Source organism: Paenibacillus sp. YIM B09110, from assembly GCF_037167145.1.
Classification (GTDB): Bacteria; Bacillota; Bacilli; order Paenibacillales; family Paenibacillaceae; genus Pristimantibacillus.
Window position 1 is genome coordinate 170,787 of record NZ_JBANSP010000009.1, and the last position, 21,365, is coordinate 192,151.

Here is a 21,365-nt window from a genome sequence, read left to right on the forward strand (position 1 = left end):
CACGGATTCAGAGGTGAAGCTTATTGATTAAGCATGGAACTGCTGCCCATCCAGCACTTCCGGAACATAACCGGCACGGATAACGAAGTCGCCGAAGTACTCGTTGGCTTTGCGTTCCTGTGCGTATCTTGCAAAGATCGGCTGAAGGGAATCAAGAATCTCAGCCTCTCCGATATTCTCTTTGTACAGCTTGTTCAGACGATGACCCGTGAAGCTGCCGCCCAAATACATATTGTATTTGCCTGGCGCTTTGCCGATGAACGAAAGCTCAGCCAGCATCGGACGAGCGCAGCCGTTCGGGCAACCCGTCATACGAATGACGATTTCTTGATCTCTAAGTCCCAGCTCCTCCAACATCGGATCGAGCTTATCCATCAACGTCGGAAGATAACGCTCCGACTCTGCCATTGCAAGACCGCAAGTCGGAAGCGACACGCATGCCATTGAATTTCTGCGCAACGCGGAGAAGTGAAGGCCGTCTGTTAAGCCATATTCGCTCGCTAGCGCATTGATCTTCTTCTTGTTCGCCGTAGTGACATTGGCAATAATCAAGTTCTGATTACTCGTCAAGCGTAAGTCGCCGGTATGGATCTTGGCGATTTCGCGCAAGCCTGTCATCAGACGGTTGTCGCCGTTATCCATGACCCGTCCGTTCTGAATGAACAGCGTCAAATGCCATTTGTTGTTGCTGCCTTTGACCCAGCCGTAACGATCGCCGTTGGATTCGAATTCGAACGAACGAGCTTCCTCCAGCTTCCAGCCAAGGCGCTCATGCAATTCATTAACGAACCAGTCGAGTCCGCGGTCGTCGATCGTGTATTTGAAGCGCGCGTGCTTACGAACGGCGCGATCACCATAATCGCGTTGAATCGTAACGGTTTTCTCTGCAACGTCGATAGCCTGCTCCGGCGTACAGAAGCCGATGATCTTCGACACTTGCGGATACGTCTTCGGATCGCCATGGGACATCCCCATGCCGCCGCCAACGCTAATATTGAAGCCCTTCAGCTTACCGTTTTCGACGATTGCGATATAACCAAGGTCCTGCGAGTATACGTCAACATCGTTGGACGGTGGAATGGCAATACCGATCTTGAACTTACGCGGCAAATACACTTTACCGTAGATCGGCTCTTGTTCTTCGCCGTCTTGAAGGCTGTCTACAACCTTCTCGCCGTCAAGCCATATCTCATGGTACGCTCTCGTACGCGGATCCAAATGCGTGCTGATCTTGTTCGCCCATTCGTACACTTCGCCATGAATGTCGGATTGGTACGGATTCGGGTTGCACATGACGTTACGGTTAACGTCGCCGCAAGCCGCAAGCGTGCTTAGCAGCGAATCATTCACTTCGCGAATCGTGTTCTTGAGATTCCATTTCAGAACGCCATGCAATTGGAATGATTGGCGCGTCGTTAGGCGGATTGTTCCGTTAGCATATTTGTGTGCAACGGTATCCATCATCAACCATTGCTCCGGTGTAACAACGCCGCCTGCTGCGCGTACACGCAGCATGAACTGATACGCTGGCTCAAGCTTCTGCTTCGCTCTTTCGTTCCGCAAGTCGCGGTCATCCTGCATATAACTGCCATGATGCTTCATAAGACGGTTGTCATCCTCAGGAATCGAACCGGTAATCGGGTCCTTCAACGTCTCTTCAAGACTACCCCGCAAGTAATTGCTTCGAATTTTGATATGCTCGACGTCGCTATGCGGAGCATCGTGCGGAGGATAAAACTCTTTTTTCGACATGCTTGCTATTCTCCCCTCGCGATCAGGGAACGTCTAGTAGACGTCCCGCTGATAACGTTTCTGTTGTTGCAACTGTGTCATATACTCCGTTGCTTGTTCTGGGCTTAACCCGCCGTGACGTCCGATGATCTCAAGCAAAGCTGCATGTACGTCATGCGCCATTCTCTTCTCATCGCCGCATACGTAGACGTGAGCGCCTTCTTGAAGCCATTTGTACAACTCCTCGCCCTTCTCGAGCATCCGATGCTGAACGTAAACCTTCTCCGCCGTATCACGGGAGAACGCAACGTCCATTCGCGTCAATACGCCGTCCTTCAGCCAACGCTGCCATTCCACTTGATATAGGAAATCCGTCGCAAAATGCTGATCGCCGTAGAACAGCCACGATTTGCCTTCTGCTCCAGCCTCTTCGCGCTCGCCAAGGAACGCTCTGAACGGAGCTACACCCGTACCAGGTCCGATCATAATGATCGGCGTGTCCGTGCTCTCCGGCAGCTTGAAGTTCGGATTGTTCTGAATGAAAATCGGGAGCTTGTCGCCCGCAGCTACACGCTCTGCAAGCTGTACCGAGCAGACGCCATTGCGATCTCTTCCATTCGCCTCATAACGAACCGAACGAACGGTAATATGAACTTCTTCAGGGTTTGCGTTCAAGCTGCTTGAGATCGAATACAAGCGAGCTGGGATTTTGCGAAGCAAGGAGACGAATGACTGTGCAGACAATCCCTTAAGCGAATAATCCTTCACAAGATCGATCAAGTCGCGTCCATTCAGGTATGCCTTAAGCTTCTGCTCTTGTCCTTCGCCAACTAGTTCCGTCAACTCTGCGTTTGAAGTTGTCTCCGCGAACTGCTTCAGCAAAGGCTTCGTTAATACAGTAATTTCATAATAAGAGATCAGCGCATCACGCAATGCACGCTGCTCGCCATTTTTGTTGACGGTTACCTTCTCGTCAGCTTGCCAACCCATTAAAGCGATTAGCTCATCGGCAAGCGCCGAGTCGTTCTCAGGAATAATGCCGATGCTGTCGCCCGGCTCATAAGTTAAGTCCGAGCCTTCCAGCGATATTTCGACATGGCGAGTCTCACGATCCGAGCCGCGTCCGTTCAAATTCAAGTTCTCAAGCACTTCCGCTTGGAACGGGTTCGCTCTCGAATATTCCGATTCAACTGCAGCCGCTGCCGGTTGACCGACTGCACTGCCCGCCGCTTGTGTTGCAGCGCCAGATTGCGCTTGCACAAGATTCGCTAATGCGCTAGATACTTGAGAGATCCATTCCGTAGCCGTCTCGTCGAAGTCAACATCGCAATCCGCGCGGTCGACAAGTCTTGTACCGCCCAGCTCCTCAAGGCGTTTGTCGAAGTCTTTGCCGGTTTGGCAGAAGAACTCATAAGACGTATCGCCTAGCGCCAGTATCGAATACTGCAAACCTTCCAATTGCGGTGCACGCTTGGAATGCAGGAATTCATGGAAAGAAATAGCCGTATCAGGCGGTTCGCCTTCGCCATGCGTACTAACGACGATAAGCAAATGACTGATCTTCTTCAGATTGTTAGGCTTGAAGCTGTTCATCGAAGCCGTTGTTACCTCGAAACCTTCGCCTTCCAAACGCTTCGCCATCTTCTTCGCCAGCTTGTCGCTGTTGCCTGTCTGCGATCCGAATAGGATCGTCACGTCTTTTGCAACGGGTGCGAGTGCCTGTACTTGAGCTTGGCCTGCAGCTTGCGGCGCTTCTGCTATCGCAACAGCCGAACCCGCCGATACCAATGCAGCGCTTTGCGCAGCCGATAAATAACCACTTAACCAAATACGTTGATAATCCGTCAGAGTCGGCAGAAGACGGTTAAGCCAATCTGATTGCTCTTGATTAAACGGACTGTTTGTTGCCTGGATTTCCAATAGTATCCACCTCGCGCAGCTTCCTGTTTAGAATTGCTTCATTTTTTCATTAATCGACATTAATCGCATTGAATCTTTCATTACATGACCGTACCATAACTATCGCTATGCGGGCAATTTAAATGAATTTATAACTATTATTAGTTATTCTGATAAAAGGCAAACTCCTTCAAATGGAAGGTTACGCTTGCGGTCCAAAACGCTTGAGATTTCTCGCGCGCGCACGCTCCTGCTCGACCTCGCGATTTCGTGGTTCGGCGCTCGTAACGAGAGAATCCATTAACTGCCGCGCTATGCCTGAAATGTCATCAACTGCCTTATGGAATGCTTCTTCGTTCGCCTTGGATGGCGTATGGAAGCCAGACAGCTTCCGAACGAATTGAAGCGAAGCTTCATGAATTTCTGAATCAGCGACCGGAGGTTCAAAGTTGAATAACGTCTTAATATTTCTGCACATCGACTATTCCCCATTCCTTGACGTACAGGAAAGTATATGATTTTCTCATACATTCTCTATACGTTTCGACGAAACGCTGGCGTCTATAGATAGGACGCCGTCAGCGGTTTCTTCTTAAAATAAAGGAAAGTATGAGTTTCACTCCTATACGTACGCCTATATTTCACCGCGAAACGAAAGCTTACGCCGCCAAAGGACGGCGATAGCCGTTTACGCTTGTCCGACTTCACTACTACATCCTACTACATTCTGCTGCTGTAATCTAGCCATTTCCTACAAGATTAGTGTGGATTCGACTTGACTTTTATCCTTTAGCTCTGGACAACGACCGTTTGCCCGAATAAGAGCTGTACATCCTCCAACCAGTCAATATTGCCGCTGCGAGACATATACATGCCGACACCGTGAATACGGTATGCATGCCGCTTAAGAACAGCTCCGGACGATCAGGGACTAAACCTGTCACCCGGTATCCGGCTTCCCTGCTCATAACGTGGAATAAAATAGAAGTTGCTAATGTTATACCTACAACCATGCCGACATTGCGTACAAGCGAATTGACGCTGCCAGCCGATCCAAGCTGCGTGCGTGGAACTTGCGACATAATAAGTGAATTATTCGGCGATTGGAACAAACCGCTTCCGATCCCGATCATTCCAATCCAAAGTCCTACTAATAGAATGGAGCTTTGTTCATGAAGTCTAGCCAAGCCGAACTGAGCGATGAACATCACGATAAGCCCGGCGAACGTGAGCAGCTCCGTGCCGATTTTGTCGGATAACGCACCGCTTAGCGGCGAAACGACAACCATGCAGATTGGAAGCAGCATGAGAAGCAATCCTGCCTCGAATGGCGATAAGTTCAACATATTTTGCGTATAGAACGGTGCAATAATGTTCACGCAGAAGTTCGAGGCGAAGACAAGAAAACCGCATAAAATACTGACCGAGAACATCGGGTTTTTGAACAGTGACAATTGAAGCAACGGCTCTTCCCTTGTTGTCTCGATTCGCAAGAATATAACGAATGCAATGACTGCAACGGCCAAAGATATAATAATCCATGCATTTCCGTAACCCGTCTGCTGTCCAAGCAATAAACCAGCGAACAAGGTAAGGATGAAGATCGCGAACATTGAGGTGCCGGGAACGTCGATCTTGGACTTTACTTTGACCAAGTCGACAGGAAGCAGCTTCCAGCCCATTACGAGCGCAATAAGGCCGATCGGCACGTTAACCCAAAAGATATATTCCCACCCGATTGAGGAAACGATAATGCCGCCTAGACTCGGACCGGCGATACTTCCAAGCGAGACGAAAGTGCCGATTAATCCAAGCGCCTTGCCGCGTTCCTTAGCTGGGAAAATATCGGTAACGATGCCTTGGCTGTTCGCCATCGTCATCGAAGCGCCTATTGCTTGCACAACTCTGGATACAATAAGGAAAGGCAGCGATTCGCTGAATCCGCAGAGCAGCGATCCAATGATGAAGATGACCGTACCGAGCTTGAATACTTTTATTTTGCCAATCATATCTCCAAGCTTGCCAAAGAAAAGGATCGCCGCGCATATCGCCATGAGATAAGCTGTCGTTACCCACTCAATCTCTGCAATAGGTAGGCCGAGGTCATCCGATAACGCGGGCAATGCAATATTAACGATGCTGCCGTCCAACGTCGCCATAAACGTAAATAAATTAAGGACAATAAGGATAATCCACCGTTTCTTCTGAACGGCGGCGTCCTCTTGATAAGTGCTCATATTCGTCTTCATTTAAAGCGCCTCCTGTTAGCGAATTGCAATTTGTTGCGTACGCAACTATTAACGACGTTATTGTATCACCAGTTAGTTGCGCACGCAACAAAATTCAGTTAAACTAACGGCAGACGTTAGTGGAATGAGGTGCCAAGTTGAAAAATGAACCGATCGGCAAGCTAATTTCTTATATTCACCGGCAAAATCAAAAGGAGCTTAACAAGCATTTTACTCCCTATGGGATCGGAAGCGGCGGCCAGTACAGCTTCTTGAAAGCAGTTCTTGCTACACCAGGGGTAAACCAGGACCAATTGACCCAACAATTGAATTTCGATAAGGCGACAACCGCTAGATCGCTCAAGCATTTGGAATCGGAGGGATATATCGAGCGCAAGCCAGACCCTAATGACCGAAGATCGCTGCTAGTATACCCTACGTCAAAGGCTGAGCAATTTCAGCCGACGCTGCAGCGCATTTTGGACGATACGAACAAAGTGATGCTTTCGCATTTGAATAAGGAAGAAGAAGACCAGATCATCTCCCTGCTTCAGAAAATACGACAAGGGCTTCATGAGGAATGAAGTCTCTTTGTAAATCATTAGCGTGAAATCATTTACCTATCCGCACATCTAGGCATATAGTGGAGCATCTACACGTGGAAGGAAAATGAATATGCATCCCTATTCAAATCCGTATGGCTACACTAATGTTGGCTATGTGCACAATCCTCAATACAATCGTCACCCCCTGCTCCCTCAAATAGCCTGGCCGGCGGCGGCTCAAGTATCCGACACAAGTCTCGGATATGAGCATATCCAGCGGCTAACCTTCGTGCTTGTGCACGGCTCCTGGGCAGATGCCACCTTCTGGCATCCCATTGCTGAGCAGTTAAGAAGGATGGGCCACGTCGTCTATACGCCGAATTTGCCGGGACACGGCTCTGATCCCAATAAGAATGTCACGCATCAGATGATTGTCGACTCCGTGACGAACGATATCGTATCGCATCAACTGCAGGATATTGTTCTCGTTGCCCATAGCTTCGGCGGGACAGTTATCCAGAAGGTAGCGGAACGAATTCCAGATCGGCTTAAGCGGCTTGTCTTCATGAATGCCTTCGTCTTGGAGGACGGTCAAAGCTTGTCCGAACAATTCCCACCTCAGGCGCTTGCACTGTTCGAGCAGCTTAGACAGAGCTCCAAAGACGACACGATTACGCTCCCCTTCCCACTCTTCCGGGAAAACTTCACGAATTTAGCCAGTCTCCAGCTCGCAGAACAGCTGTATCGCACAACTACGCCCGAGCCCGCAGTCCCTGCTTTCACGAAGCTTGATCTCAAGAAGTTTTACAGTCTCCCTACGCCTAAGAGTTATTTGTATTTAACCACAGACAATCTACTTCCCCAAACCGACCAATATAGCTTCCACCCGCTTATGTCGAACAGACTCGGTCTGCATAGGCTCATTAAGATGCCTGGCGATCATATGACGACACCGAAGACACAGCCGAAGCAAGTTGCTTGGAAGCTGTATGAGGCAGGTCGGGATTAGTTCACGAGCAGAAACAAGAAAAGGCTATCATGCGAAGTCTGTTGGACTTTGCATGATAGCCTTCGTATTTCTTGAACAACTAGCCTTTAATCGCTTTGGCGATCATCTCGGCGAAATAGATTGCGCCTTCCTTACCTAAATGGACGCCGTCCTTATTGAACAATTGTTCCTTGTCCTTGCTTGCCGAATACCAATCAATCAGCGATACATTATCGTATTTCTCGGCAGCTTCAGCGAGCGTCTTGTTCACATCATCCTGCCACTCGCGCGGTACGCGCGTATTAATGAGCATAATACGGCGTTCCGAGCCGATGGCGTCCAGCAAAGCGTTCAACACCTTCGGCTTGAATGAGCCATTCGTTCCTAGCTCAAGTATGACGATATCACCTAGTCTGCCGCTTTGGATGAAAGCATCGATGACCTCGGATGCATGCGCCATTTGTCTCCCGACCTTGCCATCGACCGTTAGGTTAGGGAATTGCTTCTCCAAATAAGGTGCAGCATTCAGAATAACCGAGTCGCCAATAATCGTGATATCGTCCTTCACAACCTGCTCCTGCTGAGAACCGTTCGGCGTAGTCGTCGGCTGCGTTAGCGGCGGAGCTTCAGTAGCAGGATGATCCGAAGGGTCAGTTGCATCCGGCTGCGGTGTGCTTGTAGGCTTCGTCGTCGGTACCGGCTTCTCCGTAGGCTGCTCCTCAGGAGGCTTGCTTGTGGGCTCAGGCTTGTAACCGGCATGCGTTCCGTCTCCCGGCTCATTCGGCGGCAAGCTCGGCGTCGGCGTGTTGACTACTTCGCTGTACGGCGGTTCTGGTATCGAGCCAGCAGGCAGTGCAGCCTCATGCAGCAGCTCTGCATGACTAGCGTAGGATACCGACACCGTCACTAACAACGCGGTTGGCAGTAACATCATCATCTTGCGGAAGTTAAAGCTTAGCAGCATCGCGTTGCTTCTGAGCTCGGCGAACAGCTTCGTGAGCGCACCTCTGCGAATCGGCTCTTCGATATAACGCCATGACAATTCGGCAATTGCCAATGTTGCCGCTACCTGGAGCAACGCTCTTACCGCGTGGAATTCCCCGAATTGCGCTTGCGGCGTACTAAGTACGATAATCGGATAATGGTAGAGATAAATGCCGTAGGAACGAACGCCAAGCCACCTCAGGGGCTTAAATCCTATAAGCTTGCCGAGCTTCACGGCAGGATGCACGATTGCGGCCACAATGGCCGCTGTCGCTACTGATGCGACAACCATACCGCCTTGATATAAGAAAGAATCATATTCTTTCGTCATTACAATCATCGCGATCATAATACCGAGTCCGATCGAACCAAGCGTATTCAGAGCGACCCGCGATCTCAAGGAAATGCTGGCCGCAAGTCTTCGGCTAGGCCATACAATTGCAAGCGATGCGCCGATAAGCAGCGAGAACGCTCTAGTGTCCGTTCCGTAATATACACGGCTAGGATCTTCGCCCGGTGAGTAGAGCAGCGTCATCAGACAAGCCGATATAGCTGTTGCAGCGATCGTCCACGATAGCAGTTGACCGCGCATACGCGCGATATGCAGCCCTCCTAACAGCAAAAGAGGCCATATGAGATAAAATTGCTCTTCTACCGCCAATGACCAGAAATGACCAAGCGGTGATGGAGGACCGAAAGATTCAAAGTACGATACATCGTGAAAAATCAGCCACCAATTGCTTATATAGAGCAGCGCCGAGCCAATATCTCCTCCAATGGAGTAAAGCCTGCCCGTATCGGTTAAAAATAACCATAGCGACACTAAGGTGAGCATAATGAACATAGCCGGGAGCAATCTGCGCGCTCTTCGAAACCAGAAGGTTTTGAAATCAATTCGTTTGTGCTCGGACCACTGCGCAAGCAGCAGATCCGTAATGAGATAGCCGGATAAGACGAAAAACATCGTTACTCCTAACAAACCGCCAGGTGTCCAATCAAAGCTTACATGGTAAGCGATTACCGCAAGAACGGCGATCGCTCGAAGGCCATCAAGGCCGGGGATATAACGGGAGCTGTTACCGATTGGTTTAGGCATAATGGTCATTTCCTTTCTTTAAAGGAACGCCATAATGACTTCTCTTTCTTCTTGATGTGTGTGTTGCTCTCCTGCTTCGGCGGTTGTCGTACATGGTGCACAGCCCTTTCTAGTTGCTTCTTGTTTATAGGGTTAATTATATAGCTCATTTATGAAAATGTCGTTACAGAAGAGTAACAAAAAAACGCATTCTTGCCGCCGGCAAAGTCATACCCATTAATCCATATGTATGCGCAACGAAAAAAAGCATGCTTACGCCGAAAAGATCGACATAGACATGCTTTTTGTCGCCGTTCAGATGGCAGCTGCAGCTCTCTATCGCGGAGCTAACCCGTAGACGGGCTGTTTGGCACATGCCCCTTCTGATTTCGGTTCTCGTCCGTCGATGCCGCGACACTATCCTCCGCTTGCTTCGACTTAGCCGCCAGCGCTTGCTGCTCGCCCTGGAAAGAGCGATGTTTATTCCGAGCCATCGTGCAGACCTCCTCGATCTCGATTCGCATGTATGCATATATAGACGTAATTACGTACGCAAGAGCATGCGATCCAGCCTAGAATTCCCGATACGGCTCTTTATTAATCACGAGACCCTAAGGTTACCTTAATCCCATGGATGTGTAACCGTTAGGAAATCCGCCAGCTTCTTGCTCTCTTCGCGGCGCATTTTGCGCATATCTGCGCGTTGCGGCGCAGTCTCGTAAAGCTTCTTTTCTTCCTCGGTTTCCGGTGTAACGCCCGGTACCGGTACTGGCTTACGATCCGCATTCAGCGCAACGAAGGTTAGGAAGGAAGTAGCCGCTATGATTCGATCACCGCTAAGCAAATCCTCCTTGATGACCTTGACGAACACCTCTACGGACGATCGGCCTGTCCACGTCACGAATGCTTCAAGACATACGGAGTCGGATGGCCGAATCGGATGCAGAAAGTCAACCGAATCGGTTGATGCCGTAACGACGGAGCGTCTGCAATGTTTCGTTGCCGCAATCGAAGCAATATCGTCGATATAAGCCATCAACTTGCCGCCGAACAATGTATTATGATTGTTCACATCAGTCGGAAATACGCGAGCGGTTTTGAAGCATTTCGATTCTCTAGAAAAACGTTGTTCCATCGTTATCTTTCCCCTCTACTATATACGGACAGCAGTTGCTGTATCGCTCTCTCTGAATCCACCTCTACGCAGATCTCGACCGCACGTCCCACCGTTGGCTTCACTCGTCGATCGGTTATTATCATCCCTGCCGTCAGGTCGCTGCCGCAATCGATAACGGCTGGCAGCGTCTGGACTTGAACAAGCGATGGATTCAGCGCAACGAGAACCGCAAGAGGATCATGCATCGGGCATTCACCCAAGAAGTTGTTGGACCTATTGTAGAAATCGAAATAAACCTCCATCGATTCCGTTAGAAACTTAACGATCGGCTGTCTCTCTTCTGACGCATGTTGCGACAAGTAGGACAGATGCGATCGGGATAGTCTTGTCTTCTGCGTTACATCAAGACCAACGACAGTAAGCGGTATATTCGATTCGAATACAAGAGCTGCCGCTTCCGGATCGCCGTGCAGATTAGCTTCGCTGACCGGCGTCGCATTGCCCGGCGCGAATACCGTACCGCCCATGACGAACACTCGCTTCAGCTTGTCCGCCACTGACGGATCTTTCATCAGCGCAAGCGCCAGGTTAGTCAGTCTTCCGACCGTAACGAGCGTCAGCTCGCCCGGATTCTCGGATGCCATGCGGATGATGAAGTCAGCCGCCGATTCCTCGAGTAGCTTCTGAGGCGATCTTGGAATGTCCGCATCGCCAATGCCGTTATGTCCGTGAATATGAGGAACAGCTCCTTTGAAAGCACGCTTTAATGGAGCTGCCGCGCCTGCTGCAACCGGAACTTCATAGCCGCAATTAGCGAGCCTAATGACTCGCAGCGTATTCTCCGTCGCTTGCTCCATGTCGATATTGCCGAATCCCGTCGTAATGCCCTCTACTTTAATGTCTGGCGAGAGCAGTGCGAACAATATAGCTGCAGCGTCATCGACGCCTGTATCTACATCTAATATCATACGTAATGGATTGCTCATGTCATAAAACCTCCCTCGTGTACGTCCATTGTAATCGATAGAGGCGAATGTTGCCAAAAACTTTTTATACAGCTCTCTCCCGTCTCCATGTCCGTCTCATTATCCGAAGAAATAGCTAATATAGATCATAACGAGCAGTCCGATAATGAACGAATACGTAGCCGATCGCTCATAACCATGCCCATGTGTCTCTGGTATAAGCTCCTTGTAGACAATGAACAGCATCGCACCGGAAGCAAAAGCCAGACCATAGCCGATTAATTCTTGTATGTAACTTGCCGTGAAGTAACCTACAATAGCCGATACAACCTCCATTAAGCCGGTCAGCGTAACTAGAAGCATCAGCTTCAGCTTGCTTACCTTCGAATGGATCAGGAAAATGGCGAGCACAAGTCCTTCCGGCATATTCTGAGCGCCGATAGCGATTGCAACCATCGGACCTAAGCCGGCATTTTCGCTGGCATAGCTGAAACCAGTGCTTAATCCTTCCGGAATGTTATGGATGAACAGCGCAATGATGACAAGTAACGACTTGGAATCAAACGATGAAATGCCCCGTTCATTCTCGACATCAATATGCGGAATGTTCTTCTCAAGCAGATCGAGCGCTATAATACCGATCATCAAACCGATCGTGAGAGGGATAATGCCTGATTCATTCAGCGCCTGAGGCATTAATCCGAATGTTGAGGCGGACACCATGATGCCCGCGGTAAAAGCGATGAGCACGTCCTTCCATCTCTCGGACAAGCTCTTCACGAACAGCAATGGTACGGCGCCGAGCACCGTTGCCATTGCTGATATAAAGCTGCCTATAAGTGCCGCTGTCATGTTGTTTATGGATTCTCCTTGTCACCTGTTAGGTATGCATTCCGCGTCCGCTGCCCGTAACGCTATTCGCAGGAGCCGTGTCGGCCTGGTCTTTGCGGATTTGCTCCAGCAGTGCCTCGACCTCTTTTCTTGACTTGGCGATTATAATCGTTTTCTCGCCTTCAATAGCTTCAAGCTTCCTGAGTATCGTCGGCCGGTTTCGTTTCCTATAGTTCCATACCCAGACGATGAACGACCAATCCAGCTTCTCCGGGCATTGCTCGTTCAGATCGGGTCTCGTACGCCCTTGATATTGCATTCTGCGCTTAATTATACGATACATACATAATAATCGCGGCGCATCGAGAAAAATTACGGTATCCGCTCGAGAAATGCGCAAATCGAGCGTGCGAGAGTAATTGCCGTCCATAATCCACGCCTCTTGCTCGGCGAACGACTTCACAACCTCATCCCACTCGTCATTTGGAGTCGCTACCCAATTCGGCTGCCAATAATAACGGTCAAGATGAATGACAGGCACCTCAATGAGCTGGCTTAGCTTCCTGGACAAGGTCGACTTGCCAGCGCCCGCCGAGCCGATAATCAGCACTCTCTTCATCGCTTATTCAGCCCTTCGCGGACTAGGTCTAAGAAATAAGAACGATGCTCGCTGCGGCATGCGATCAAGTAAGGTCTACCGCCCGTCCCAGTGAAGGGATTTCCCTCATAGTCCATGACGATGCCGCCGGCTTCTTGCACGATGAGCAGCCCCGAATACAGATCTTCGCCTTCGGAATTGTAAACGATAATACCGTCCAGATCCCCTCTAGCCAGCATCGTCCATTGCAGAGTCGGCGCCCATAACCGCATCATTCTTCGCGATGACGCATCAATGTGGTGACGAAGCTTGGCGGCTGTTTCATCATGCTGCACCTGATGACCTTGGATCCAGCCCACTCTAGCTTTCGCAAGCGCTCCCCGCTCCCCTATCGCTACTCGATTGCCGTTACAAGTCGCTCCCTCACCTGCCTCTGCTACGTATAACCGTTCCGTCATCGGCTCAAAGATAACAGCAAGTACCGGGTTATCATGGTGCACAAGCGTAATCGAAACCGCAAATAACGGTAAGCCGACCGCGTAATTATTCGTCCCGTCTAGCGGATCGACCAGCCATGTCCATTCGCTTGAAGCGGCAATCTCGCCTGCTTCCTCCGACTGAATGCGATGTCCGGGAAATACCGATTGAATTTTATGTAAAATAACGGCTTCGGCCATATGATCCGCTTCTGTTACCAGATCGCCGTGCTCATCCTTCTCGCGAACCTGGTTCAGCATTCCGAATCGATCTCGAATGACCCTACCCGCTTCATAAGCCGATGATATGGCGACCTCTCTTGCAATACGAACGACTTGCTGCTCCATCATCGCACCTCCAAAACTTACTGACTGAGATTACATTGTATATTCAGAAACACCGATCGTATACATGAATTTCTTCTTTTGGATCATCTCATTGCGGTTGCACGGTATAAAAGTGCAGCTTGTTACCTGACGGATCAGTGAGGCTCACTTGATTCCAATGGCTATCGAAGCCTGGCCGGGCGAACTTAAACGTTTTGGCGAGCAAATGCTCTTGTAGCCGCCTCGCGTCTTCAACCTCTACCCGAATCGCGCTGCCCGGATTACAATCTCCGAAATGCTCTGATAGATGAAGAATACAATCATCCTTCGATAGCTGCATATAGAGAGGCATATCCGGCTCAAATCGATGCTCCCAGTCCACCGTAAATTCCAGAAAGTCGATATAAAACCGTTTCGTTAGCGCTTCATCAAAAAAACGTAAAATAGGAACAACTCTCTTCACGGTACGCCTCCTCAATAATTATAGATCTATCGCTGCGACCACGAAGCCCGAACATATCCGATTCGCATGCCAACCTTCTCCATATTGCGATGACTTGACGATAAGAAGCCGCATTGCGCTACAGCTAGCTCGCATCCTAACTGCGCCGCATAATGAATGCGTTCTCGCAACAATCGGCTTTGAAGACCTCTCCTTCGATAGTCGGGAAGTGTCGCGGCGAAGGTGAAGGAAGCGATGAGATTGCTAACATGCATCACGCCGACAGCAGCAGGCTCATTATCGATTGTTGCGATAAAGAACGACCAACCCGGGCGATCATACAGCACCTTGTTGTTGCGCGCGACATGCGGTATGCCGTCATAGGACAGCCCTGTCGACAGACAGTGGATACGCGCATACGATTCGAATTCATCCGACTCAATCATCCGGATTCGAAGCGAGTCCTCATCTGCAAAAATGTGCGGAACGGGAGTCACATACATTGAAGTATGGAAGCCGGATTGATAGAATCCGCGTTCCGTCAGCGCGCCAAGCAGCGACTGATCGACGAGCGACGGGATTATTTCAAAATGAGCTTTGCGGCCTCGCGCTTGATAGAAGTCAATGATCGAATCCAGATGTTCCAGATCTGCGCTTCGCAGTCCTTTTACCGTGTTGAAGCTTGACCAGGGCATCGTCTCGCTGTAGTAACAGGTTGCATTCCCAGCAAGCCGTAACTCGATTCCTTCCGGATTGCCCAGCCTTTGCTGAATGGCAAGCATTCGGTCGGTCATGTAATCCGTCTCCGACTGAACGATACGTGCAATTAAATGGTCCGATAGCCGTTGCTCTTCCATTTGCGAGTTAGTCCTCCTCTGCCTCCGTCTTCGCCTCAACCGAAAGTTTTACTTCAGCTATACGAAGACGCTGCTGGGCGAACGTGTGGAAACGCTGGAACTCCGCATCGTCCTTGAACACATTCCGTAATATTTTGTGCGTATTAACATTGTCTCGTCGAACCATTCGGAAGCTGTTCTCGTCCACGATAATTTCCTTGTAATGCTCCCATTCTTTGAAGCCGCTTTCCTTATTTGTTGTCATCTCCACACCTTCGTGCGAGTAATTCATCCGCACCTCGCCATGTTTTCTCATTCGGAGATAGAAGAAAAGCGGAACAAGTCCCAATGATACGATCAACTTGAGTCCGAAGTAAATCGAAATGAGCCAGCAAACCAAGCTAATCGTAATTAATATTTCCTTCGTGTTCACCGCAAGCAGTATACCGCAAACCGTAATGATTGCATTGCCCATGACGCGATAAGGATGTTTGCCGAACAAGTCTGACCATATTTGCTTAAAACAGTCTGATAACGTATATCGATATTGGATAGAAAATGTGGGATTCGTCAAAGCTGCTGCACCTCTCCTATGTTTCAAATAAAATGCCGTACTATCGCTTTGCCAGCAAGCTTTCTACGACAGCTTGCACTCGCCTAACGCGTGTATCAACCTTCTTCGCATCCTCGATCAGCTGAACCGCTTCCCTCTGCTTCGAGTACGATAGCTTATTACGGAACGTATCTTCCAGTTTGCTGCCGCGAAGCGCTGCCATGAGATCCGCCGGAACGTCGATTACTCGCGGCGCATCGTCTGGGTAGATAACGACATTCACCATATCTCCTGCAGCTAAACCAACCTTGCTGCGGACTACCTTCGGTATGCCGAGACAATGGCAATCCATGCCCATTTTCACAAGCGAGCCTCTGTACTCGGTTCCATCCCGGAATACTGCCTTCACTTTCACTTGCCCCATCGTATTAAACTCCTTATATACATCGTACGGGAATTCAATATAGGCGGCATCCATGCCATCATGCTTAAGCAGCTCCGCTTGCACCTCATAGGATTTCAATGAGCACTCCTCCTCATTTTATAATGTCACGGCAGTTCAGGGCTGCATTTTCCGAGTCAAAATAATCGTACGATTAATTATAGCAACAATACCGAATACAATCGCGAATGTTGCATGACCCAAGTCGAACAGAGCAGCGATTGCCAAGCCGAAGATGATCGTTTCTACCGCTAATACGCCGTAGAACGGCAGCTTGACTGTTGCCTTCGGCGATATGATCTTTCCCCAGGCATAAGCCGCGCTTACCGGAACGCCAAGTCCAACGATAAGCTTAAGCCACAATGGCGCGTCGAGATGAAATCCCCAGTAGCACAAGGCAATCATAATCACGATTTCCAACAAAAACCGCAACGTTAGATTCAAGACTCGAAACATAACGCCCCTCCTTAAGTCTGCTCATACAAATCCCCCTACACCTTACAGGCTATAGAGGGAATGACGTGACCTATACAATCTTGACTATCGATTAGCGCAAAAGGCAACCACTTCGTCATATGACAAGCTGCCTCCGAAAATATCTAACGCGCTGCCGATCGTAAGATCGATCTTGCCTGCTGACAACGAAGCGAACAGCTCCAGATCGGCAAACGATCTAACGCCGCCTGCATAAGTCGTCGTGATCGAAACCCACTCGGCGAGTGACTTCACCAAGCTTTGTTGGAAGCCTTGCTGCTTGCCTTCCACATCGACAGCATGAATGAGAAACTCATCGCAATACTGCTCCAAATACGCGATATTGTCTGGATTGACCTCGAAGTCAGTAAACTGCTTCCACTGATTGCTGACGACGAACCACTTGCCATCCTTTTCCTTGCAGCTTAGATCGATAACGAGACGTTCTTTGCCGACAGCAGCCAGCATGTTGTCGAGGTTATCCTTGTCCAGCTTGCCGTCTCGGAATATATACGATGTGACAATTACATGCGATGCGCCTTGATCCAAGTAATGCTGCGCGTTCTCAGCGTTAATGCCGCCGCCAATCTGCATGCCGTTCGGATACTCATTCAATGCGCGTATCGCTGCTTCCGTATTGCCGCCGCCAAGCATAATAACATGGCCGCCAGTTAGCTTGTCCCGCTTGAACAGCGAGGCGTAATAAGCGGAGTCATGCGTAGATACGAAGTTCTCAATGATGCCTTCTTGATCGGCATGAAGCGTTTCCCCTACAATTTGTTTCACTTTACCGTCATGAAGATCGATACAAGGCTTGAATTTCAAGAGCTGTCTCCACCATTTCCTGTATGTAGTCTAGTCGCCTAGATGGCATAACCATTTTGCTTCATTTTACTTCAGATCGATCATTATGGAAAGATTGAACCTCGCAATTAAGCAAGTCGGCCGTTCCATGATTGATACCAGCGAGGAATTATGCTTGCGAATTGATCGTGATCCGCGACTACTCTTTCTACTTTTGCCATCATGATCTTCAGCTCCTCCGGCTTAACCTTCATAATCCATACAATAGAAGAGATCGTACACATGGCAACATATAGAGCGTAAAGCTGCCAAAAAGCTTCACTTGGCTCATTCAAGTTATGATAACCTCTGATCTGACCAATGGAGAACGGAACGCTCACTTCGGCGCTGAAAAATCCAGTCTTCAAAAACTCATGAACAGGATCGCCCCAATCCATTCGGTTAAAGTCGATCGCTCCTGCAAAAGCTTTATTGCGCACAATTAAGTTCGCTGTATGATAATCGTCATGCTGAAACAGATTTGGACGATTGTTCATCCAATGAAGATGCTCCTCTATAAATGACAATATCGCAGAATCACCAGCAATTCGCACTCCGCAATCTCTGTATTGCTCCACATATCGGAGGTGCTTAGCTGCCTTGCGGCTATACCAATCCTCCACCTTATTGTCGGCCTTCAACTGATGTATAAGCTGCAGCTGTCGTCCCGCTTCCAGTCCGATCTCATATTGCTCCTCATCAGAAAAGCGAGGCAGCATGTCGGAAGCATCTTCACCTTCCACATAAGTGAATACCATAAACCCTAGCGCGACACCCGTCATCCGCCCGATTTCTATTGCATGCGAGCATTTCACGCCAAGCGTCTCCAACTGCTTCAGCACTTCGTATTCGGCTTGCTTCTGATCCATTTCGCTGAGGCTGAAGCATTTTAGGAAGAAACGATTATCCGGCTTGCTGACAATAAACTTCATATCTCCCGAGTAGCCTTTATACACTTGCTCGATTACGGTGTATCCTCTCAAACTTTGTATATCTCGATTAATCCAATCATGTACTTGGGTCGTTTGCATAGCTTTCCCCCTTCCTTAGTCCAAGCTACTTAAACCTCGCGTCGAAAGCGCTCTGATCTCCATTAAACACATTGATATCTACATACGCATCTATTCCATCCACTCTGCCGCGATTGCAATATTGCCATAGCAGCCAATCGCTATCGCCTTTCAAAGATGGAGGCTTAAGGATATCGCGTATCCATATATCGTAATCCTCAAAGCCTGAGGATACATATTTGTTATACGTATCATACGTAACATAAAGAATCGGTTTTTTGGAATAATATGTTTCTACACTGTTACTGAACAACTTGAGTTCCCGCTGAATCTGTTCTACCGGATGATCTAAAGCTATTTCCAGATCGATAACGGGCGGCAATGACTGCTCTTCCTTAGGAACGTTGCTAATGAACAACTCGGCTTGCTCCACGCCAGTACTTCTGGCGGAGAAGAAATGATAGGCTCCGGTCATAAACCCGGATTTCTTCGCTTCCTCCCAATTCCCCTTAAACGTATCGTCTACATAGTCGTGACCTTCCGTTGCTTTCAAATACACGAATTGATATTTACCGCTTGAAGCCACTTTCTGCCAATCGACTTCCCCTTGATAATGCGACGCATCAAGTCCTCGAATTTCATAGCCGGATGCAAATAGACTCGTATGCCATATGTAGCCCTTATATTCTAGGAAAGCTAGAACTGCAGCTGCTACCATCGCAATAATAGCGATCTTTTTGAGCTTCATCTATTCACCAGCTCTCCGTCTCATCTCAGCCCTATCGGGGCCGTACATCAAGGCCTCGTCTTCTCATATTTATAGAGCACGCCGTTATCCGGCTTCATCTTCATTCTCGTTCGGGCTGCATAACCTCTTCTGATAAGCTCCCTGTTCAAAGCGTTCATGAAAGCGCCATGTGAGATGACAAGAACATTCAACTGCAGGTGCGATTCGAGATACATGACGACCTGCTCCGCTCTTGCTTCCGTATGTTTGCGGCTTTCCGTTTGCGAGCGATGGCAACAAAACCATCCTATACGGCTTAGCAGCAGCCATAAATTATAATGAAGCTTTATACGCGAACGGAACAACGGCTCTAAGCCTATTTCTCTTAGGCTAGGCAGTCTAGTTACGATTCCAGGGAACAGAAGATCAGCCGTTCGTTCCGCTCGAATAAGATCGCTGCTGAAGCAGAGCTCCCACTGGGTCCCATCCCACTTCATCTCGTTAGGAATGACGTCTGCTGTATTATAGTGGCTGATCCAATCTTCGAATTCCACCGAAGTTAACCATGAGCGCTCCGATTTGAATGCCACCTTAAAATGCCTGACCAATCCGATTATCATCCTGCACCTACTTTTTGCAATCAAGCTGCTTAGCACAAAAATAACTACTCAATCAAACCAGATTCAAATCTTGCACACAGCTCGTTAATGTCTTTAATTCTAGCAAGAGAATCAATCCATTCGTTCGGCATTGCTTCTAGTCCGTAGTAAATACCTGCCAGTCCACCCGTCACCGCGCCTGTCGTATCCGTATCTTCGCCTAAGTTGATCGCCTTCATGACCGCTTCCCTGTAACTTCTGGTCGTCAGCAGACACCAAATCGATGCTTCCAATGTATGAATGACATACCCACTAGACGCAATATCGCTCTCACCGAGTAAGCGGAAATCGCCAAACAATAGTCTATCGAAAGGTTTCATATGAGGTTCAGTGCGATAGCGTTCCAAAATAACGGCTCTCGTACCGGCCAGCGCTTCGTCTAAAGAATGACCCTCTAGCAAATAAACGGCTATTTCCACGTAAAATTGACAAGCGATAATCGAAATCGGATGACGATGCGTAACCGAGGATACGTCAGCGACAGCTTTCATTCGATCTTCCAAAGAAGCCTCTCGCATGAAAAAAGCCATTGGCAGAATGCGCATTAGCGATCCATTTCCGTTAGAAGATAGGTCGCTGTCTCCCGCTAGCAAAGGACTTATCTTATCTTTACGGACTCGAATAATAGCCGCTTTAGTTGCGTTACCAATATCGAACACTTCTCCATAAGGCGTCCAATAGCCTTCGAACAGCCATTTCGCGAATCGATTCGATAGATCATCGAGATCCACTTTCTTACGGGTCGCTAAGCTCTCCAACAGACAGAACGTCATCGTGCTGTCGTCCGACCATGAGCCGGGAGGCAAATGATAAGTGCCATAACCAATCATATCGACCACCGGGTTATTCGCTATCGTATCGCGATGTTTAAATTCAACAGGCACGCCTAATGCGTCGCCGAGACATAACCCGAGAATACCGTCCTTTACTTTGCTCATCTAGTTATTGCCTCCATTCGAAGATCATGCATGGCTATAGCTCAACCGGCAACCCTTGCGCATACATGTGAAGGGCATTCGTATGTTGATCCAGCACATCCATCGTTTTTGCGCTAGGTGTTGCGAAAATAACCGGATAATCGATCTCCCCATATTGCGGGCGAATCGGAAATGCCAGCTTTTCCTCCTCCAAGCTGAACTCCGCCCCGATACCTTTCTTATTTCCGCGCGCATCCAGCCGGAACCAGCGTCCATGACCGCGCAAATATACCGCATTGAGCGCATGTATGCAGTAGCCTGTATCAGGTGTATCACCTAACGTAAGCTTCTGATAGCAAAAGCCGGTCGGAATCTCAACAACTCTTAAGAGCGCAGCCAGCAGATTCGACTTTGCGTAACAGATCCCTTCCTTGTATCTGAGCACCTCAGACGCCGTCTTTGTTATACGCTCGCTTTGAATGTCCCAGGTGTGTGATATTTCATCACGAACGAAATGGTATGCCGCTTCAGTCATTTCAACTTCATTCATGCCCCGTTGGAAAAGCTTCTTCGCCAACATTTGAATTTCTTGATGACTGTAATCCACCTCATCCAGTTCAGCCAAATAATTCGCCATATGGTTCGATTCAGCTATTAGCTTCATTGACTCACTTCCTCGCTCTTTTTTTCGTGAACCC

At 48.9% G+C, this 21,365-nt stretch carries 24 protein-coding genes; 2 read left to right on the top strand and 22 right to left on the bottom strand.

The window, feature by feature from the left end:
- Positions 1-27: 27 nt before the first annotated feature.
- The 4 genes from cysI to V8F51_RS15655 all read right to left on the bottom strand — a co-directional run bounded on the left by cysI (position 28) and on the right by V8F51_RS15655 (position 5,879).
- Positions 28-1,752: an assimilatory sulfite reductase (NADPH) hemoprotein subunit gene (gene cysI, locus V8F51_RS15640; protein ID WP_337101214.1), complete on the bottom strand. Its 1,725-nt coding sequence runs from the start codon at positions 1,750-1,752 to the stop codon at positions 28-30.
- 33 nt (positions 1,753-1,785) lie between these two features.
- Positions 1,786-3,651 (bottom strand): assimilatory sulfite reductase (NADPH) flavoprotein subunit, encoded by a 1,866-nt coding sequence (locus V8F51_RS15645; protein WP_337101215.1) that lies wholly within the window; start codon positions 3,649-3,651, stop codon positions 1,786-1,788.
- A 181-nt stretch (positions 3,652-3,832) separates the two neighbouring features.
- The gene (locus tag V8F51_RS15650; protein ID WP_337101216.1) at positions 3,833-4,108 is read right to left on the bottom strand and encodes a DUF2277 domain-containing protein; all 276 of its coding nucleotides are present in this window, start codon (positions 4,106-4,108) and stop codon (positions 3,833-3,835) included.
- Between the two features lie 304 nt (positions 4,109-4,412).
- Entirely contained in the window at positions 4,413-5,879 is a 1,467-nt protein-coding gene (locus V8F51_RS15655) for an MFS transporter (protein WP_337101217.1), read from the bottom strand.
- Positions 5,880-6,016: 137 nt separating this feature from the next.
- Between V8F51_RS15655 and V8F51_RS15660 the strand changes: the two genes are divergently transcribed.
- The gene (locus V8F51_RS15660; protein ID WP_337101218.1) at positions 6,017-6,442 is read left to right on the top strand and encodes a MarR family winged helix-turn-helix transcriptional regulator; all 426 of its coding nucleotides are present in this window, start codon (positions 6,017-6,019) and stop codon (positions 6,440-6,442) included.
- 91 nt (positions 6,443-6,533) lie between these two features.
- Entirely contained in the window at positions 6,534-7,412 is an 879-nt protein-coding gene (locus tag V8F51_RS15665) for an alpha/beta fold hydrolase (RefSeq protein ID WP_337101219.1), read from the top strand.
- 79 nt (positions 7,413-7,491) lie between these two features.
- On the opposite strand, the gene V8F51_RS15670 is transcribed toward V8F51_RS15665, so the two are convergent.
- The 18 genes from V8F51_RS15670 to V8F51_RS15755 all read right to left on the bottom strand — a co-directional run bounded on the left by V8F51_RS15670 (position 7,492) and on the right by V8F51_RS15755 (position 21,331).
- On the bottom strand, positions 7,492-9,471 hold the full coding sequence (locus V8F51_RS15670; RefSeq protein ID WP_337101220.1) for an acyltransferase family protein: 1,980 nt from the start codon (positions 9,469-9,471) through the stop codon (positions 7,492-7,494).
- Positions 9,472-9,797: 326 nt separating this feature from the next.
- The gene (locus V8F51_RS15675) at positions 9,798-9,944 is read right to left on the bottom strand and encodes a hypothetical protein (protein ID WP_337101221.1); all 147 of its coding nucleotides are present in this window, start codon (positions 9,942-9,944) and stop codon (positions 9,798-9,800) included.
- Positions 9,945-10,072: 128 nt separating this feature from the next.
- On the bottom strand, positions 10,073-10,585 hold the full coding sequence (locus V8F51_RS15680) for an acyl-CoA thioesterase (RefSeq protein WP_337101222.1): 513 nt from the start codon (positions 10,583-10,585) through the stop codon (positions 10,073-10,075).
- 2 nt (positions 10,586-10,587) lie between these two features.
- On the bottom strand, positions 10,588-11,553 hold the full coding sequence (locus tag V8F51_RS15685; RefSeq protein WP_337101223.1) for a nucleoside hydrolase: 966 nt from the start codon (positions 11,551-11,553) through the stop codon (positions 10,588-10,590).
- A 99-nt stretch (positions 11,554-11,652) separates the two neighbouring features.
- The gene (locus V8F51_RS15690; RefSeq protein WP_337101224.1) at positions 11,653-12,384 is read right to left on the bottom strand and encodes a ZIP family metal transporter; all 732 of its coding nucleotides are present in this window, start codon (positions 12,382-12,384) and stop codon (positions 11,653-11,655) included.
- Between the two features lie 28 nt (positions 12,385-12,412).
- Positions 12,413-12,982: a DNA topology modulation protein gene (locus tag V8F51_RS15695; protein WP_337101225.1), complete on the bottom strand. Its 570-nt coding sequence runs from the start codon at positions 12,980-12,982 to the stop codon at positions 12,413-12,415.
- Positions 12,979-13,785 carry an inositol monophosphatase family protein gene (locus V8F51_RS15700; protein WP_337101226.1) on the bottom strand — a complete coding sequence of 269 codons (807 nt, stop codon included), beginning with the start codon at positions 13,783-13,785 and terminating at the stop codon, positions 12,979-12,981. Before V8F51_RS15700 ends, V8F51_RS15695 begins: the two co-directional genes overlap by 4 nt.
- An 88-nt stretch (positions 13,786-13,873) precedes the next feature.
- Positions 13,874-14,227, bottom strand: coding sequence for a glyoxalase superfamily protein (locus tag V8F51_RS15705; RefSeq protein ID WP_337101227.1), 354 nt, complete (start codon positions 14,225-14,227; stop codon positions 13,874-13,876).
- Between the two features lie 26 nt (positions 14,228-14,253).
- A complete protein-coding gene (locus tag V8F51_RS15710) occupies positions 14,254-15,063 on the bottom strand; it encodes a GNAT family N-acetyltransferase (protein WP_337101228.1) in 810 nt (269 codons plus the stop codon).
- A gap of 7 nt (positions 15,064-15,070) precedes the next feature.
- Positions 15,071-15,616, bottom strand: a complete 546-nt coding sequence (locus V8F51_RS15715; RefSeq protein WP_337101229.1) for a hypothetical protein — start codon at positions 15,614-15,616, stop codon at positions 15,071-15,073.
- Positions 15,617-15,656: 40 nt separating this feature from the next.
- Positions 15,657-16,118, bottom strand: coding sequence for a YdeI/OmpD-associated family protein (locus V8F51_RS15720; RefSeq protein WP_337101230.1), 462 nt, complete (start codon positions 16,116-16,118; stop codon positions 15,657-15,659).
- Positions 16,119-16,154: 36 nt separating this feature from the next.
- On the bottom strand, positions 16,155-16,493 hold the full coding sequence (locus V8F51_RS15725) for a YrdB family protein (RefSeq protein ID WP_337101231.1): 339 nt from the start codon (positions 16,491-16,493) through the stop codon (positions 16,155-16,157).
- An 84-nt stretch (positions 16,494-16,577) separates the two neighbouring features.
- Complete coding sequence (gene hisA, locus V8F51_RS15730) at positions 16,578-17,336, bottom strand: phosphoribosylformimino-5-aminoimidazole carboxamide ribotide isomerase (protein WP_337101232.1); 759 nt, start codon at positions 17,334-17,336, stop codon at positions 16,578-16,580.
- A gap of 107 nt (positions 17,337-17,443) precedes the next feature.
- Positions 17,444-18,385, bottom strand: a complete 942-nt coding sequence (locus V8F51_RS15735) for an aminoglycoside phosphotransferase family protein (protein ID WP_337101233.1) — start codon at positions 18,383-18,385, stop codon at positions 17,444-17,446.
- Between the two features lie 25 nt (positions 18,386-18,410).
- Entirely contained in the window at positions 18,411-19,112 is a 702-nt protein-coding gene (locus tag V8F51_RS15740; RefSeq protein WP_337101234.1) for a GH25 family lysozyme, read from the bottom strand.
- Between the two features lie 47 nt (positions 19,113-19,159).
- Complete coding sequence (locus V8F51_RS15745; protein ID WP_337101235.1) at positions 19,160-19,681, bottom strand: histidine phosphatase family protein; 522 nt, start codon at positions 19,679-19,681, stop codon at positions 19,160-19,162.
- A 74-nt stretch (positions 19,682-19,755) separates the two neighbouring features.
- Positions 19,756-20,688, bottom strand: coding sequence for an ADP-ribosylglycohydrolase family protein (locus V8F51_RS15750; RefSeq protein ID WP_337101236.1), 933 nt, complete (start codon positions 20,686-20,688; stop codon positions 19,756-19,758).
- 34 nt (positions 20,689-20,722) lie between these two features.
- On the bottom strand, positions 20,723-21,331 hold the full coding sequence (locus V8F51_RS15755; protein WP_337101237.1) for a transglutaminase-like domain-containing protein: 609 nt from the start codon (positions 21,329-21,331) through the stop codon (positions 20,723-20,725).
- Between the last annotated feature and the right edge of the window lie 34 nt (positions 21,332-21,365).

Excerpts from the sequence above, each read along its gene's own strand:
- cysI (WP_337101214.1), bottom strand. The coding sequence starts at position 1,752 with ATGTCGAAAAAAGAGTTTTATCCTCCGCACGATGCTCCGCATAGCGAC.
- V8F51_RS15650 (WP_337101216.1), bottom strand. The coding sequence starts at position 4,108 with ATGTGCAGAAATATTAAGACGTTATTCAACTTTGAACCTCCGGTCGCT.
- V8F51_RS15655 (WP_337101217.1), bottom strand. The coding sequence starts at position 5,879 with ATGAAGACGAATATGAGCACTTATCAAGAGGACGCCGCCGTTCAGAAG.
- V8F51_RS15665 (WP_337101219.1), top strand. The coding sequence starts at position 6,534 with ATGCATCCCTATTCAAATCCGTATGGCTACACTAATGTTGGCTATGTG.
- V8F51_RS15670 (WP_337101220.1), bottom strand. The coding sequence starts at position 9,471 with ATGCCTAAACCAATCGGTAACAGCTCCCGTTATATCCCCGGCCTTGAT.
- V8F51_RS15675 (WP_337101221.1), bottom strand. The coding sequence starts at position 9,944 with ATGGCTCGGAATAAACATCGCTCTTTCCAGGGCGAGCAGCAAGCGCTG.
- V8F51_RS15680 (WP_337101222.1), bottom strand. The coding sequence starts at position 10,585 with ATGGAACAACGTTTTTCTAGAGAATCGAAATGCTTCAAAACCGCTCGC.
- V8F51_RS15685 (WP_337101223.1), bottom strand. The coding sequence starts at position 11,553 with ATGAGCAATCCATTACGTATGATATTAGATGTAGATACAGGCGTCGAT.
- V8F51_RS15690 (WP_337101224.1), bottom strand. The coding sequence starts at position 12,384 with ATGACAGCGGCACTTATAGGCAGCTTTATATCAGCAATGGCAACGGTG.
- V8F51_RS15695 (WP_337101225.1), bottom strand. The coding sequence starts at position 12,982 with ATGAAGAGAGTGCTGATTATCGGCTCGGCGGGCGCTGGCAAGTCGACC.
- V8F51_RS15700 (WP_337101226.1), bottom strand. The coding sequence starts at position 13,785 with ATGGAGCAGCAAGTCGTTCGTATTGCAAGAGAGGTCGCCATATCATCG.
- V8F51_RS15710 (WP_337101228.1), bottom strand. The coding sequence starts at position 15,063 with ATGGAAGAGCAACGGCTATCGGACCATTTAATTGCACGTATCGTTCAG.
- V8F51_RS15725 (WP_337101231.1), bottom strand. The coding sequence starts at position 16,493 with ATGTTTCGAGTCTTGAATCTAACGTTGCGGTTTTTGTTGGAAATCGTG.
- V8F51_RS15735 (WP_337101233.1), bottom strand. The coding sequence starts at position 18,385 with ATGCAAACGACCCAAGTACATGATTGGATTAATCGAGATATACAAAGT.
- V8F51_RS15740 (WP_337101234.1), bottom strand. The coding sequence starts at position 19,112 with ATGAAGCTCAAAAAGATCGCTATTATTGCGATGGTAGCAGCTGCAGTT.
- V8F51_RS15750 (WP_337101236.1), bottom strand. The coding sequence starts at position 20,688 with ATGAGCAAAGTAAAGGACGGTATTCTCGGGTTATGTCTCGGCGACGCA.
- V8F51_RS15755 (WP_337101237.1), bottom strand. The coding sequence starts at position 21,331 with ATGAAGCTAATAGCTGAATCGAACCATATGGCGAATTATTTGGCTGAA.